Annotated in this window: 14 protein-coding genes and 1 pseudogene; 7 read left to right on the top strand and 8 right to left on the bottom strand. The window is 33.3% G+C overall.

The annotated features are described in order from the left end of the window. Nucleotides 1–513 precede the first annotated feature (513 nt). Nucleotides 514–1,071, top strand: a complete 558-nt coding sequence (locus tag ACQH6S_RS04455; protein WP_094649483.1) for a phosphatidylglycerophosphatase A family protein — start codon at nucleotides 514–516, stop codon at nucleotides 1,069–1,071. Here the strand turns inward: ACQH6S_RS04455 and ACQH6S_RS04450 are convergent. From ACQH6S_RS04450 to ACQH6S_RS04430, 5 genes are all read right to left on the bottom strand, one after another. After that, the gene (locus ACQH6S_RS04450) at nucleotides 1,068–1,721 is read right to left on the bottom strand and encodes a histidine phosphotransferase family protein (protein ID WP_425360677.1); all 654 of its coding nucleotides are present in this window, start codon (nucleotides 1,719–1,721) and stop codon (nucleotides 1,068–1,070) included. The genes ACQH6S_RS04455 and ACQH6S_RS04450 overlap by 4 nt on opposite strands. Nucleotides 1,722–1,732: 11 nt before the next feature. Beyond that, nucleotides 1,733–3,526 carry a succinate dehydrogenase flavoprotein subunit gene (gene sdhA, locus ACQH6S_RS04445; protein ID WP_425361342.1) on the bottom strand — a complete coding sequence of 598 codons (1,794 nt, stop codon included), beginning with the start codon at nucleotides 3,524–3,526 and terminating at the stop codon, nucleotides 1,733–1,735. Nucleotides 3,527–3,744: 218 nt separating this feature from the next. After that, on the bottom strand, nucleotides 3,745–4,125 hold the full coding sequence (gene sdhD, locus ACQH6S_RS04440; RefSeq protein ID WP_094649480.1) for a succinate dehydrogenase, hydrophobic membrane anchor protein: 381 nt from the start codon (nucleotides 4,123–4,125) through the stop codon (nucleotides 3,745–3,747). 23 nt (nucleotides 4,126–4,148) lie between these two features. Then, the gene (sdhC, locus tag ACQH6S_RS04435; RefSeq protein WP_425360864.1) at nucleotides 4,149–4,535 is read right to left on the bottom strand and encodes a succinate dehydrogenase, cytochrome b556 subunit; all 387 of its coding nucleotides are present in this window, start codon (nucleotides 4,533–4,535) and stop codon (nucleotides 4,149–4,151) included. A gap of 80 nt (nucleotides 4,536–4,615) precedes the next feature. Continuing rightward, on the bottom strand, nucleotides 4,616–5,362 hold the full coding sequence (locus tag ACQH6S_RS04430; protein ID WP_425360679.1) for a lysophospholipid acyltransferase family protein: 747 nt from the start codon (nucleotides 5,360–5,362) through the stop codon (nucleotides 4,616–4,618). A gap of 113 nt (nucleotides 5,363–5,475) precedes the next feature. Here ACQH6S_RS04430 and trpS point away from each other — a divergent pair, with 113 nt between their 5' ends. Beyond that, nucleotides 5,476–6,465, top strand: a complete 990-nt coding sequence (trpS, locus tag ACQH6S_RS04425; RefSeq protein WP_094649477.1) for a tryptophan--tRNA ligase — start codon at nucleotides 5,476–5,478, stop codon at nucleotides 6,463–6,465. 437 nt (nucleotides 6,466–6,902) lie between these two features. On the opposite strand, the pseudogene ACQH6S_RS04420 reads toward trpS, so the two are convergent. The 3 genes and pseudogenes from ACQH6S_RS04420 to rph form a co-directional block, all read right to left on the bottom strand. Then, a pseudogene (locus ACQH6S_RS04420) lies at nucleotides 6,903–8,572 on the bottom strand (IS1634 family transposase). 223 nt (nucleotides 8,573–8,795) lie between these two features. Next, nucleotides 8,796–9,209: a helix-turn-helix domain-containing protein gene (locus ACQH6S_RS04415; protein WP_094648768.1), complete on the bottom strand. Its 414-nt coding sequence runs from the start codon at nucleotides 9,207–9,209 to the stop codon at nucleotides 8,796–8,798. A gap of 134 nt (nucleotides 9,210–9,343) precedes the next feature. Further along, complete coding sequence (rph, locus tag ACQH6S_RS04410) at nucleotides 9,344–10,060, bottom strand: ribonuclease PH (protein ID WP_425360680.1); 717 nt, start codon at nucleotides 10,058–10,060, stop codon at nucleotides 9,344–9,346. Nucleotides 10,061–10,152: 92 nt separating this feature from the next. Here rph and grpE point away from each other — a divergent pair, with 92 nt between their 5' ends. The 5 genes from grpE (at nucleotide 10,153) to ACQH6S_RS04385 (ending at nucleotide 15,853) form a co-directional block, all read left to right on the top strand. Then, a complete protein-coding gene (gene grpE / locus ACQH6S_RS04405) occupies nucleotides 10,153–10,734 on the top strand; it encodes a nucleotide exchange factor GrpE (RefSeq protein ID WP_425360681.1) in 582 nt (193 codons plus the stop codon). Between the two features lie 253 nt (nucleotides 10,735–10,987). After that, nucleotides 10,988–11,884 (top strand): Rpn family recombination-promoting nuclease/putative transposase, encoded by an 897-nt coding sequence (locus tag ACQH6S_RS04400; protein WP_425364700.1) that lies wholly within the window; start codon nucleotides 10,988–10,990, stop codon nucleotides 11,882–11,884. Between the two features lie 191 nt (nucleotides 11,885–12,075). Beyond that, a complete protein-coding gene (locus ACQH6S_RS04395) occupies nucleotides 12,076–13,122 on the top strand; it encodes an AI-2E family transporter (RefSeq protein ID WP_425360683.1) in 1,047 nt (348 codons plus the stop codon). A gap of 16 nt (nucleotides 13,123–13,138) precedes the next feature. After that, on the top strand, nucleotides 13,139–13,801 hold the full coding sequence (locus ACQH6S_RS04390; RefSeq protein ID WP_425360684.1) for an HdaA/DnaA family protein: 663 nt from the start codon (nucleotides 13,139–13,141) through the stop codon (nucleotides 13,799–13,801). 192 nt (nucleotides 13,802–13,993) lie between these two features. Continuing rightward, nucleotides 13,994–15,853 (top strand): AAA family ATPase, encoded by a 1,860-nt coding sequence (locus ACQH6S_RS04385; protein ID WP_425360685.1) that lies wholly within the window; start codon nucleotides 13,994–13,996, stop codon nucleotides 15,851–15,853. Nucleotides 15,854–15,862: the final 9 nt, after the last annotated feature.

Below are 15,862 nucleotides of genomic sequence, written 5' to 3'. Positions count from 1 at the left end.
AATAATTGGCAAAAATAGTTGCAATAGCATTACAATACAACTCTTTTAGTTGTGTAATTTAAGCAAGGAAAAAAGGGAGAAAGGAAATATCAAGTATAGCTAATCCAAATAGCATTACGCCAAATTCACAAAAGTCATTGTAATTCCCGCTTAAGTGGGAATCTGGATACCTGCTTACGCAGGGGTGACATAAAAAAGTAAATTGTCATTCCCGAGTAGGCGGGAATCTAGTATATATCCCTACCTACGCAGGGATGACACAAAACAGGATTACTTTGTCGGATTACGCATCTTCGCAATGACGCAAGTTTGTTATGGATAACTAATCAGATTAGCTATATACTGATTAGACCTGTTGCATAACCTAATCTAATTGGTAATTTTGTTGTCAAAACTCGTCTCCGTTCCTCACGTACATCTTAGTACGCTGCGGTACTCGACTTCGTTTTTCCTAAAAATTCCTCAATTATCTTTAGGTTAGGCAAGAGGTCTATTAAATTAAGTAGGGTTATTATGTTTAATAGATACAAATTTGCAGAATTTATTGTAACTTTTTTCTATATAGGTAAAATAAAATATTGTCCTGGTACATTTGGCTCTCTGGCTGCTTTCCCTTTGTGCTACTGGATATTATATCTTTCCATGCAAGTAGAACTTATTAGTATCTTTATTATCGCTTTTTTGATTTGCCTGTTACTATTTATATTAGGCACATATTTTTCCTCAATATACATACACTATAGTAAGCGAGAGGATCCAAGAGAAGTGGTGATTGATGAGGTAGTGGGTCAAATGCTAACATTAATATTAAGCTTTCCTTCCGTTTTTTTTATGAATTATTCAGGACTTACAAAATATTTAAGTTCACCTGTACTAAATTTTATCTTTTTATTGGCTTTACCTTTTGCTCTGTTCAGGTTCTTTGATATTATCAAACCATGGCCAATAAATTGGCTTGATGCCAATATTAAAGGTGGTATTGGCGTTATGGTAGATGATATTGCTGCAGCAGTTTTTGCTTCAGTTATGCATTATGCTATCACTTTTAGTCTAATAGATTGGTTTGGTTAAAGCATAAGAGTATACTCCACTGAATCGATTAATGGAGTGACCAATAACTTATAGCCATACTCTGTAATTAAGTAGTAAGTGTAATATTCGTGAACATTTTCTATAGTTATACTGGAATGATCTGAAGAGTTGGCTCCTGTTCCAAGCAAAATATCTGTTTTATTCTGATCAAATTTGAGATTTGTGGCTATTACTACAATTTTCATACCAATAAATTTATCATGTTGTATCTCCAGCTCAACTTTAATAATAGCATTTTTGGATAGATTATTAGATGCTACAACAATTAAACAGATGATAATCTGGGCTATATGGTCATTGATATCTATGCTATATAACCTTGTAAATATTAGTTCAATATTATGATTTTTTGATTTTAAAAAATCAGTAGCTAATCTATTAATTTCTGCAATAGAAATTTTGTTACCCTCAGAAGGCAGAGAATATAAATAACGATAAAACTGTAAATAGCTTATAAGTCTATCGGTACTATCCTGAATCAGTTTAATAGCCTTTTTTTTATAAGCTATAGTTTTTATTAAGCCAATACTATTATCTATAGCACCTATTGTTCCTGCAAAATCGTGACATATTTTTTCATTTAAAGCTTGGCTCAGCCTTATTAAACTTGGGCTTATTGAATTTAACATAAACTGTATTTTTAATAAACTCGTTTAGCTGGCGGAATTGCCGCTACTTCGTCTGTTAAGGTTGTAAGAGTTACCGGTTTATAATCTAGTTTGACATTACCTTGTTCGTCAATCCAAGCCAGTGTATGTTTCATCCACTCCTCGTCGTTACGTTCTAAATAATCTTCTCTAGAATGTGCTCCTCTGCTTTCCTTTCTATTGGCAGCAGAATGCATAGTAATTACTGCTTGGTCTAATAAATTAGCTAATTCTAATGCTTCAACTAAATCACTATTCCATATTAATGATTTATCATTGATCTGAATATCAGCATATTCCTTTCGTGCCTGATCAATCAGCTCTATCCCTTGATCTAGAACTTCTTGAGTTCTGAATACTGCTGCGTGATTTTGCATAATTTTTTGCATTTTGAGTCTTAGATCAGCTACTGGTATTTCTCCTTTAGCATGACGTATACCGTCAAATCTGCTAATTATTTTATCCAATATTGATTGAGGTAGAACCTTATGTGGTTGACCCACTTTAACAATTTCAGCAGCTTTTTTTGCTGCCGCCCTACCAAATACCACTAAATCAAGCAAAGAGTTCGATCCTAATCGATTAGCTCCATGTACTGAAACGCAGGCAGCCTCACCAATCGACATTAATCCAGGAATAATTTTATGATGATTATCCTGATCTTTATCAATAACTTGCCCATGGTAATTTGTTGGTATTCCCCCCATATTATAATGTACTGTTGGTAATACCGGTATTGGCTGGGTGTTAACATTAACCCCAGCAAAAATCTTTGCTGTTTCGGAAATACCCGGTAAACGTTCGTGAAGAATTTCCGGCGACAAATGATCTAAATGTAGGAATACATGATCTTTATGCTCACCTACGCCTCTATTTTCTCTGATTTCCATGGTAATAGCTCTTGAAACCACATCTCTTGAAGCAAGGTCTTTAGCGGCTGGAGCATATCGTTCCATAAATCTTTCACCATTGGCATTTACTAAATAACCACCTTCTCCCCTAGCACCTTCTGTAATTAAGCAGCCAGACCCATATATACCAGTTGGATGGAATTGAACGAATTCCATATCCTGCAAGGCAATGGAGCTTCTTGCCACCATTCCCCCTCCATCACCGGTACAAGTATGAGCACTTGTGGCAGAAAAATAAGCTCTACCATATCCGCCAGTAGCTAATACTACTAAGTGAGAATGAAAACAATGTATTGTCCCGTCATCAAGATTCCAAGCAACTACCCCTACACATTCTCCATTATTCATTAACAAATCAATGGCAAAATATTCAATAAAAAATTGAGCTTTATTTTTTAAAGCCTGTTGGTATAAAGTATGTAATATGGCATGACCCGTACGATCTGCTGCAGCACAAGTTCTTTGGGCAGCTTGCCCCTTGCCATAATTTGTCGTCATACCACCAAAAGGACGCTGATAAATTTTACCTTCTTCTGTTCGTGAAAAAGGTACCCCATAATGTTCAAGCTCTAGTACCGCGGCAGCTGCATGTTTACACATATACTCAATCGCGTCTTGATCACCTAACCAATCCGAACCCTTTACGGTATCATACATATGCCAACGCCAATCATCTTGCCCCATATTACCAAGAGAGGCACTGATACCACCTTGTGCCGCTACAGTATGGCTTCTAGTGGGAAAAACCTTGCTAATACAAGCAGTACTCAACCCCTCTTTTGCCATACCAAAAGTTGCCCTAAGACCAGCTCCTCCAGCTCCAACTACCACTACATCAAATTGATGGTGGACAATATTATAAGATTTAGTAGACATTCATAAATTCCTTTTATTCCAAATAATACTCAAATAATTCTAACCTATAGCTAATCCGGCTAATATTATTCAGTCTATTAGCAAGGAGTAGCGAAACACGATTAAGCAATTACTTTCATGGATTGCCGCGTCGCCACTAAAGTGGCTCCTCGCAATGACGATTTATAAACCCAAGCGTCATTGCGAGGAGACGAAAGCCGACGAAGCAATCCATTTAGCTATAGTATAGCATAAAATAATGCTACCACTAAGAATGCAATCGTTATAATACAAAATATTTGCAAAAATATAATTAACCCAATACGAAGCTTGATACAACTAATATAATCCTCAATTACCACTCGCATACCAAGCATGGCATGATAGAAGGTGGTAATAATCAATATGCCCAAAGGCACAATATTGTAAGGTTTCTGTAAAGTACCAACAAAATGAGTTAAGTCCTTGCCAATATTACATTTAATAAAAACTATTAGCCAAATAGAGCAAATTGCCAAAATAATAGCAGTGATTCTTTGATGTAACCAGTGACTAGAGCCACTTTTTGCCGAACCAACTCCTTTAGCTTTTGCTAAATCTGTCCTTAAATTAGTATTCATATAGAGACCATAAATTAAATTGACTATAACAACCAAAAAGCTAACGTCATAACTATTGAGGCTATTACAACAAACCAGCCTGTGAAGTTAATAGCTCTTATTGAAAAGCAACGCCCACTATCCCAAATTAAGTGACGCACCCCATTACATAAATGGTAAAACCAGGCAAAACTTATAAATATTAGAGGGATTTTAAATAAACTACATTTAAAGAACTGTAAATATTCAGGATTAAATTTGCTAAAAGACAATAAAATAAAACACCATATCAATACTGATAGTGCAAAAAATAATCCTATCCCCGTCATACGATGCAAAATAGACAAAACAGAGCTTATCTGTTTTTTATATATCGTTAAATGAGGAGAAGTTGGTCTGCTATTATAAATTTCCTGCTTTGTTTTTGTCATATATTTTGTCATAAATTACATTTTATATTAGAGAGACCTAAAATGGAATATAACATAATAGGAATAGATGATAAATACTCTTATAATTTATTTTTATGAGTTTGTTCAAATAATATTTGCTTTTCGGTATTAATCACCTGTTCTATCTTTTCAGTAAGGTCTCTAACATCAGATTGTTCTATTTCCTCTACCGAGATAACATCAATTATCTTTACTTGAATTATCCCTGGTTTCTTAACCCAAAAGCCCCTTGGCCAATATACCCCTGCATTGTGTGCCATCATCACTATCGGTACTTTTGCCAATGAAGCTAATTTTACTGCACTAGGTTTAAATTTAGCGTTTTGTTCTGGTTTAAATCTGGTAGATTCAGGAAAGATAACCAACCATAAACCACTTTTTATCTTTTCCTGTCCTTCTCTTAAAATTTGACCAACCGAGATATTAGCGTTACGGTCTACAGCAATTGGCTCAACCATTTTCAACCCCCAGCCGAATAACGGGATATTAAATAACTCTTTTTTTAATACCCAAGAATGTTCAGGTATAATTAATTGTACAAATATTTGTTCCCAGCATGATTGGTGATTAGACAATACTATGGAAGGAGATGAAGGTAATTTGTCTAGACCAACAACTTGGTATTTTAAACCACAAAAGATTTTAACCAGCCAAATAAATACATGAGAAAAAATAAACCCTATCCTGTATCGTATATAATAGTTGACATTGAAAAATGTTACGGGTATGTAACATATAAGGAAGAATGTAATGGTAAATATAGCAAGTAGTGCATAAAATGTTAATACTCTTAGACGCCAAAACATAGTTGGTTAACTCATTTGTTAATAATGAATAGATATATAACAGATATATAATAAATATATAGTATAAGATTACTTTTACATAGCTATAATTAGTAACTATTCGGAGAAATTCAATGAAAAAAACAGCTCTATCCGGATGTCAAGTGACTGGGGATCTACATTTAGGGAACTATCTCGGAGCAATTGTTAATTGGTCTAAGATTCAGGATGAGTATAATTGCTTGTTCTTTTTAGCCGATTTACATGCTATTACTATAGATCGCTCACCCATAGAACTAAACTCTTCTATATTACAAACTGTTGCCATATATATAGCAACAGGGCTTGTGCCAGAGAAAACTACCATATTCGCACAAAGTATGGTGAAGGAACATACGGAACTTGCTTGGATATTAAATTGCGTTACCCCACTTGGTTGGCTTAAACGTATGACTCAGTTTAAAGACAAAGCAGGAAAAGACCAGGAAAATGCTGGCTTAGGATTATTGTCTTATCCAGTATTGATGGCAGCTGATATATTATTATATAATGCTGACATAGTACCTGTTGGTGATGATCAAAAACAGCATTTGGAACTTACCAGAGATATTGCGGCTATTATCAATAGGAAATTCAATCAGGATGTCCTAAAATTACCTGAACCATTAATTCAAGGCTCATCAAGAATAATGAGCTTAAAAGACGGTCGTAAAAAAATGAGTAAATCTGATCCATCTGATTTATCTCGTATTAATTTAAATGATAGCCCAGATCAAATTTACCAAAAAATTAAAAAAGCTAAAACAGATCATTTAGCGGAAATCAGTTATGATCCTCAAAATAGACCAGAAATTAGCAATTTAATTGACATTTATTGCAGTTTATCTGGTACTAATGTTGACAAAATAGTTGATCAGTACCAAAATGCCGGTTTTGCCAAATTTAAGGAGGAGCTAGCTGATATTATCATCACGACTCTAACTCCCATTCATGGTAAATATACAGAGTTAATGAAAAACCAAGATTATTTGATAACTACATTATATAACGGAGCGGATAAAGCTAGAATGACCGCTGCTAAAACTCTGATTGAACTCAAGAAATTAATGGGCTTTGTTGTGTAAAAAACCAATTATGATCTACTAATTTCTATATATAGTAAATTCAGGAGGATTTGGTGTTAGGAGCGATGGAGCGAGGCCTATTACTTATACTCGATAATCAAGTTTTTTGCAGAGCTATCTTTAAACGCAAAATTTGTCATTCCCGCGTAGGCGGGAATCTATAATACTTCAGGGCATTTTCAGATACCTACTTTCGTAAGGATAACAACCATTGCCCTATATTTTATTAAAAACACGTTAGCTATACATAAACTTAACGAGTCCTCTCATTCTTATTATGAGCTAGCTTCTTTGTAACAGATAGGACTCTAGGAGTCACTGGAGGTTTTGTAACTTTATATGCTGGAAGCCCCCTACTTCCGCAGTTTTTATTAAGAGAAAGTCGTGCAGACCTTAGTTTGTAAGGGTTGTAGATTTTTAGGCACAACATTATTTGCTTATTTTAGATATATTTCTACCGCATCTGAGCGTTTAAGATTGAAGGTTTTATAAATCTTCCTCGCATCATTTTTCATGTTGCCTGGTAGCCTATACAAATCTCCTGTTGTTGTATGCCTTAAAATTGAAGATTGTACTCCCATTAACAACTCAACTATATTAGTTATACTGATTTTTTGGGTAAGTGCTACTTTATATTCTATTTGTTTAAGCACAGCAAAACTCATATAGCACATACCAATATGTGCTTCAATTCTCTTACTTGTCCAATGAAAAATTGGTCGCATTTGCAAATTATGCTTATTGATTCTAAATTGTTCTTCAATTACCCATAATCTGCCATATTTGCCAATCGCTTCTTTGGCATTAATGCTTTTATCGTTGGTGATTATTCCATGTAAACCATCCCATTCACTATCTTGTTGGATTTTATCTTCATCAAGATAACTTTTATTATTCTCACTTGAAGTATATTTTTTAACTCCACTATTAGAAATAAGCTTTTTAGTACTTCCAGATTCTCCTATAGTTTTTTTGATTTTATCCAAAATATTTTGCCTTTCTTTTGCATCATTCCTCGCTCTCTTGGCTTTATAGCTAGTGATCAAACGTTTGCCCTCATGCTCAAATTCAGCAATCCATGCAAAATCATTGCCTAATACAGTAGGTACATAATTATCTTCCGCTAAAATCTTTTCCTTTAACTCGTTCTTTAGTGACTTTAACTTTGCTGCTACAATATAACGATAACCAGACTCATCAAGAGCCTGTAGATTAGCTTTACTAAACATTGCTCGGTCAGCTATAAAGCATACATCCTTAACTTTTAAAAAACTTTGCCAACTATTAATAGCTTGCAATAGGGTCTTAACTTCGGCGGTATTACCACTAAATAGCTCATAGCCAAGCGGTAATCCATCTTCATTAGTCGCAAGAGCCAGCACTAATTGAGTAGTATTAAAGCGATGGTCTTTACTATAACCAAACGCCCGGAGTTCATCGACTTCTGTTGATTCAAAATATAATGTTGTAACATCAAAAAACACTAAACTCACCTGCTTGTTGGGGATTAGAGCCAAGGTATTTTTAAAGCATAATTCTTTAATTTTAGGTATCTGCTCCTGCAATTTATCCATCATGCGATATATGGCGTCTAAATCATGGTTTTTGTCAAATTGTTCGCTTAAATATTGTGCTAGACCACGCTTGCTATCCGGCTTTACCATACGGGCTAATACCAAATCACGAAGCATCTCAGAATCACGTTTACGTTGCATTAGTTGGTTGAAATCCATTTGATCGTAAACATATCCGCCTACCTCATGCACCCCTTCTACAAGCCGAGCAGTCTCAACTATTTCGTCTAATTTAACTTGATTAACAGGGATAATATCCGATAGTTGCTTTTTGACTGGGCAACCTTTTTTGTTAGCTAAGCAATCATCAGCAAAGAAGCTACCATGACCGGAAGCTGCTGACCGTTCAGCTTTAATCTTTACAATTAAATCCTCTGCTAATGCAACTAATTTGGCTTCTTCTGCATCATCGAAGAATACCCCTAAATGTCGGACAATACGTTGTTTGACATTACCTTTGCTATCTCGGTATCCTTCAACCACTTGTATTGATTGCCTTGGACTATTTGGTGTTTTTTACGACGTATGTACATGTAGATAATTGTAGAATTAATATGTAATAATATATTTATATCATAACAAAAACCAAAGTCAGCAATAAATTACTCGCTAGGCACAACAGACCGCCTGAAAAAATCATTTCTCAGCTCTATGGCTCCTCCATATCCTCTCTTCCCATCTTTCAACATTTTTTTGCGGAAGTCGGGAGGCTGTATAATCACCAATCGTTGATAAAATTTATCGGCAAAGAAAAAATCAAGGTTTGTGATATTTCTCAATCATCCAATCTATAAATGTATTATCAACAGACTGCTTTTTTAGAGCATATTCGTATACTTCTTTGATTAGAGCCGTAAGATTAGCAAATGAAAAGTTTAAATTCTTCTCAACTAACATATTAATGGTTAAATTAGTGGATTTGCTAAAAATTTTCATCTGATCAACAGTTAGCACCTCAGTGCTTACTTCGCTATCAACAACAAGAGCTGCCAAATTAATATCTAAGGCTTTGGCAATTAATTGTAAATTAGTAGCACTAGGATTTTTTGAACTACCATATAAAATGCTATAAACAGTATTTCTGCTTAATCCAGTTTTTTTCTCTATCTCTATAGCATTGATATTTTTTTGAGTCATTAATGAGTTAAGTTTGGTTTGTAAGTTTACCATAAATAAAGCTTTTTTTATAAAATTAATGTTTCTAAATATTAAGGTATTTTTATAAAAAAGTAAACAACTAATAATTAATCCGATTAGTATTTATCTATAGTAAACTTTTGTTTATCTAGATAGATTAATTTTTGCTACTTCAATAATATTTGATTTTGCAACTTGAATAGATCAGAGGTTGCACTTCTTGCCAATTGTAGCATAGCATAAAATTGTTCTTCAGAAAAGGGGGTTTTTTCAGCTGTACTTTGAATTTCTATTATATTTCCATTGTCGGCAAAAACAAAATTGGCATCTACCTCAGCATTACTATCTTCTAGATAATCAAGATCAACTATTGGCTGCCCTTTATATATACCACATGAAATGGCTGCTACTTGGCTAATTAAAGGGTTAGTTTTAATAATCTTCCTAGCAATTAATGCTCTAATTGCTAAATGAAGTGCAATATAGCTACCAGTAATTGCTGCTGTTCTAGTTCCGCCATCAGCATTAATTACATCACAATCAAGGATGATTTGTTTTTCTCCCAAGGCTTTTAGATCAATTGCCGTACGCATCGATCTGCCAATTAGCCTTTGAATCTCCTGAGTCCTACCTGACTGCTTTCCTTGCGTTGATTCACGCTTCATACGCTGGTGAGTTGAACGTGGTAACATACCATATTCAGCACTTATCCAACCTTGATTTTGCCCTCGTAGAAATGGCGGAACATTTGTTTCATAGGTTGCACTACATATTACATGGGTATTGCCAAACTTAACAAGACACGAACCATCAGCACTAAGCAGAACTGAAGGTTCAATTGAAATGTTACGTAATTGATTATTTTTTCTATCAAAAGCTCTCATAGGTTATTACTTAGTTAAAATTGACTTGAAAATACAAAGATTTACACTATATGTTAAGAAAGTAGATTTTTGCAAGAAAAAAGGCTGTAAATATGGAAAAACAACAAGAGAACAATAATAATCAGGAAATTGGTGCTGACACTGATGAGAAACTAATAAATGAAGTAGAAAACCAGCTTTCCGATGATACCATAATGTTACAAGATAGTTTGCAAGAGATTGCTAGTTTAAAAAACCAAATTGAGATTTTGCAGGATAAGTTGCTAAGGACAATAGCCGAATCTGATAATACTAGGAAACGCCTAGAAAAATCAATTGAAGAGGCAAGAGATTATGCAATTTTTTCTTTTGCTAAAGATTTGCTCAGTGTTAATGATAATCTTTCTAGAGCTTTGGAGCATAAGCCACAAAATATGGAAGGGGATATAGCTAATATTATTACTGGAGTAGAGATGACTAAGGGGGAGCTGACTAGTATACTACAAAAACACGGTTTAGAATCAATAGAACCATTATTAGGGGAAAAGTTTGATTACAATATACATCATGCAATTTCACAGATAGTATCAGAGGAATATGATCAGGATAGTGTCATAGCGGTTATGCAATCAGGATATAAGATAAAAGATAGGTTACTTAGACCTGCTATAGTACAAGTATCGAAAAATGGGTGATTTGCTTTGTTGCTACTATACTCACTTTACGCATTCATTGGATTGCTTCGGCGCCACTAAAGTGGTTCCTCGCTAATAGTGTCAGGTTGTTTTTCCTGTGACTTTTAATGCCATACGTAAAGTAAGGTACCGAATCAGGAAATAAAAAAATAAAATATCGCAAAAATAATGAAAACAGCTATTAGTGGAGCATAAAAATCTGCTATATTTATAGATATAACCATTTGTAAAAAATAAATATAGAGTTAGATTTATGTCAAATATTAGTCCTAGGGTTGATATTGCCTTTAAAAAAATCTTCGGAGTTGAAGAGAATAAGGATTTGCTTATTTCGCTGATCAATTCGATTGTATCTAGAGAAGACCAAGTAACAGAAGTACAACTTCTCAATCCATATAATCCAAAAAATTTCAAGAGCGATAAATTGTCAATTTTAGATATTAAAGCTCAAGGAAAAGATGGCAAAAGATTTAATATCGAAATGCAAATTACTGATGCGGATGATTATGACAAAAGAGCTCTATATTATTGGGCAAAGTTATATACTGAGCAATTAAAGAATGCAGAGGATTATGCTACTTTATCGAAAGCCATTGGTATTCACATATTAAACTTTACCTCTATTTTACATGAAAATAAATATCATAATGTGTTTCATATAGTAGAAAAAGATAGTGGTTTGTTATATTTTAAAGATTTAGAATTGCATACTATTGAGCTAAATAAGTTTACTAATAATCCGAAGGAACAGCTGACGGACATAGTAAAGAAGGTAAAAACCTCTCTTGATAGATGGAGTACTTTTTTAACTAGACATGATTTGCTGAACAAAGATAATTTACCTAAAGAGTTAAATGATGCTAGCCTAAAAAAAGCCCTGACAGTTCTGGATGTGATGAATTTCACTAAAGAAGAACGTGATTCATATGAAGAACACCTGAAATGGCTATGTATTGAAGCTAACACTCTCAAGAAAGCACGAAGGGAAGGCAAAGAAGAAGGTAGAGTAGAAGGTAAAGCTGAATTAATAAAAATGATGATAGAAAATGGCAGTTCTATTGAGGAAGTAGCGAAAATAACCAAACTATCTGTCGCTAAGATCACTGAACTACTGCAAACCCTAAATGGCGGACTATCAGATAAGTTATGATTACTAATTAAATAAATATGAGTTAGCCTTCAAAAAAATCTTTGATGTAGACAATCTCCTAGGAGTGATGGAGCAAAGCCTATATGTAATATGCGAGCAACGAGTAACAACGTCACTAATTTCTCATCAATTGACTATGATATAAGGAAAAGCTATAATTTGCAGTAATTGATAAAAGAAAAGGAACCATCTTGGATAAAACTATTTTTTGGGTTATTGTTGTTGGCACTATTATAGTAACTTTGACTCTGATCTCTAATATATTGATGCCATTTTTTATAGCTGGAATAATATCATATATATTACAGCCTATAATTGATAATCTGTCGTTACGATATAAATTATCTAGAACTATAGTGGTTTCAGTAATTTCCTTTCTATTTTTTAGCATTTTTGCTATAGTAATGGTAGTGTTGCTGCCTATCATATATCAACAAACAACTTTGCTAATTAGTAAAATTCCAGCTTATAAAGATTATTTACAAACTGAATTAATACCTGTTATTACGGCAAAATTTTATTCAATAGCTCCAGATATTGCTGATAATATAAAAAATTCTATTAGTAACTTTGTTAATGGTATATTTTTGTTGATCACAGGGCTTGCTAATAATATTTGGCATGTTACTATGGTAACAATCAATTTATTTGTATTGATTTTATTAATACCACTTATATTATTTTATTTTTTACGAGATTGGTTAACAATGTCAGAAAATATAAACCTTTTACTACCTTTGAAAGGTAAAAAGAAAATTCTAAAAATATTATCAGCCATTAATACTTCCCTGTCTGCTTATATAAGGGGACAGCTAAATGTTTGTTTATTATTATCAATATATTACGGAGCTTCTTTGTCGATTCTTGGTGTAGATTTAGGATTATTGTTAGGGGTTTTGTCTGGTTTTTCAATAATTATACCATTTGTTGGCATCTTAATATCCTTTTCGCTTACCATGATTGTTAGTTATTTTGCTTTTGGTATGGTCAGTACATTATTTTATATAATCATTATTTATTTGGTTGGCACAATAGTTGAAGGATATATTTTATCACCGAAAATTATAGGTGATAAGATCGGTCTACATCCCCTTTGGATAATATTTGCAGTTCTTGCATTAGGTAATATATTTGGTTTCTTGGGTATATTATTTGCTATACCAATTGCCAGTATAATAAAAGTTTTGTTTTTAGCTGCTATCGATTTTTATAAATCTAGTAAGTTTTATAAGAGTTAAAGATTATCTATTAATTATGCGAGATTCCCAGCAATATATATTACCATTATTTGGTAATGATCGATATATTCTAGATAATTTTATTAATTCACCTTCTAATCAAATCGCATACAATTCAATAAAAAATTGGTCGAGAATTTGGGGCAGTAAACCCTATGAGTTTACAATTTTGCTTTATGGACCTCCTTCCTCTGGTAAAACATATCTTAGTAAAATATGGCAAAATTTGTCGAATGCATTTTTTATAAAAAAAGATTCAGATATACTTAGTGCAGAGCATGTTATGAAGTATAATGCTTTTATTATGGAAGATATAGAATTTTGGCAGGAAAGAAATATCCTCCATTGTTTTAATTTAATAAGTGAGTGTCGTAAATATTTGTTGATGACTACAGGAAGTTTAGCTAATAATTTTGCATTACAGGATTTATCATCAAGAATCAATTCTGTTCTAAGGTTAGAAATAAATCAGCCAGATGATGAATTGATGAGCAAATTAATCTTTAAATATTTTTCCGATCAGTCGGTTAAGGTATCTGACTGTGTAATTGAATATTTATTAATTAATTTACCACGACAATTTGATCAAATAATCAAATTATTGGATGTAATAATGCACTATGCATTAGTTCGTAAGCAAGCTGTTACCATCTCTCTCATCAAACATGTACTTAAATAGGAAGTTGGGGTACTCAAATGATTTAAAGAATTGTTTTTTTGAAAATATCAGGGACTCGCATACCATAGCACTATACAATTTTGTGAAAATACTAAAGGTTGTTTGTTGATTATATGAATATGTAAATTTATTAGCTAGGCTAGCTTGTTTGTGTTATGATTTACTTAATAAAGTTTATAATATATTCTTAATATGACAGTAGAATTTTTTGATAATATATCAACCAAAGAAACTAATATTGTTAAAGATAACAATAAGCCACCAAGAATGAGGGTAGGTACCGATGAATTCTATGACCTGCTAGTTAATAGTGATGTCTTTGTTGATAAAAGCTTAATGATCAAAGAATTATTGGAAGATAGTGGTAAGGTTATATTGATCACCAGACCAAGGCGGTGGGGTAAGAGCTTGAATATGAACATGCTCCATAAATTCTTTGAAATAGAGGTGGATGAGAGAGGTAAGCCTTTACCTGAAGAGGATAGAGTAAATAGTAAGCTATTTATCGGGGGTGAAGTAGATTTAGGACTAGTAACAGGTAGAAAGAAGTTACTTAAGAAGTTGAAAATAGCTCAGTACTCAGATGTAATATCTGAGCATCAAGGTCAATTTCCAGTCATCTCTATAAATTTTAAAGATGTTAAAGGCAGTAACTACCAGGAAATTGAGAATGGAATAAAAAATCAAGTAACTAATTTGTTTACAAACCATCGATATTTAAAGCGTTATATAACAACAGATGAAAAATTACTAGATGAGGCACAAAAGGAAAAGTTAAATCGATATTTTACAGGAAAGCTTGATAAGGAAGACTTAAAAGATAGTTTACGGGTTTTGAGTGAAGTATTGTACAAACATTTTGGTCAAAAAGTTTACATATTAATTGATGAATATGACACACCGATCAATAGTTCATACATTGAATTTGGTGATAAATTAAAAGAATTTGATGATGTACTAAAAATATTCCGTGGGATGTTTGGCAGTAGTTTAAAAACTAATCCTTATTTAGAAAAAGGCGTAATAACTGGCATATTACGGGTTGCTAAAGCTAATTTATTTTCGGATTTGAATAATGTTAGTGAGTATAGCTTGCTTGATGAAAAATATTCTAAGTTCTATGGTTTTACTCAAGCAGAAGTTGATGAGTTATTAACCAAAGTACCAACAGCAACTAATCCTGAAAAAATTAAAGCTTGGTATAATGGCTATAGTTTTGGTGGGGAGATCATTTATAATCCATGGTCGATTATGCAATGTTTGGCTCATAAAGGCAAGCTTGATCATTATTGGCTTGATAGTGGGGGGACGGCTCTTGTTGATAAAGCATTATTGTCAGATGGAATGCAACAAGATATTCAGCTACTCGCTAGTGGCAAAAATATTATCTCCCCTATTACCAGACAAATTAGTTTCAGTGATATTAACACACGGTCAGGGCTATTTAGTCTATTACTATTTAGTGGTTATTTAAACCCAATGGTAATCGAGTCAGAAGAGGATATTTATCAATTATCTGCTCCTAATAAAGAGGTAAAACACATATATAATGCAAGATTATTGCAGTGGGTGAGCAACAAGTTACAAATGGATAGTTCTTTATATTATTCATTTGCTAGTTTGCTGCCGGCAGGTAAAATAGAAGAATTTAAAGAAAGGCTGCAAGAATTATTACTAAACGCTACTAGTTTTCATCAAACTGGCGAGAAAAAAGCCGAGCTATTTTATAGTGGCTTTATGCTAGGTTTAATTAACACGTTATCTCTTGGCTATATAATAGACAGTGAAAGAGAAACCGGTAGCGGTAGGGCGGATATTGTGCTACTACCCAAGATAGGTAAAGGTGACAATGCTATTATTATTGAATATAAAATATGTAAATCTCCTGATATTTTAGAATCTGTTGCCAAAGAAGGGTTAGATCAAATCGTGAGAAAAAAATATGAGGCTAAAATAAAAGAACACTCTCATGTTCAGAAAATTATCAAAATTGCTATGGCTTTTTGCGGCAAGGAAGTGGCACTAGAATATCAGATAGATACGATTGCTTAAAGCTTAGTT

It is taken from the genome of Candidatus Tisiphia endosymbiont of Mystacides longicornis (assembly GCF_964031095.1).
Classification (GTDB): Bacteria; Pseudomonadota; Alphaproteobacteria; order Rickettsiales; family Rickettsiaceae; genus Tisiphia.
Note: the sequence above shows the minus strand (reverse complement) of the source record. Positions and strands in the feature narration are given on the sequence as shown.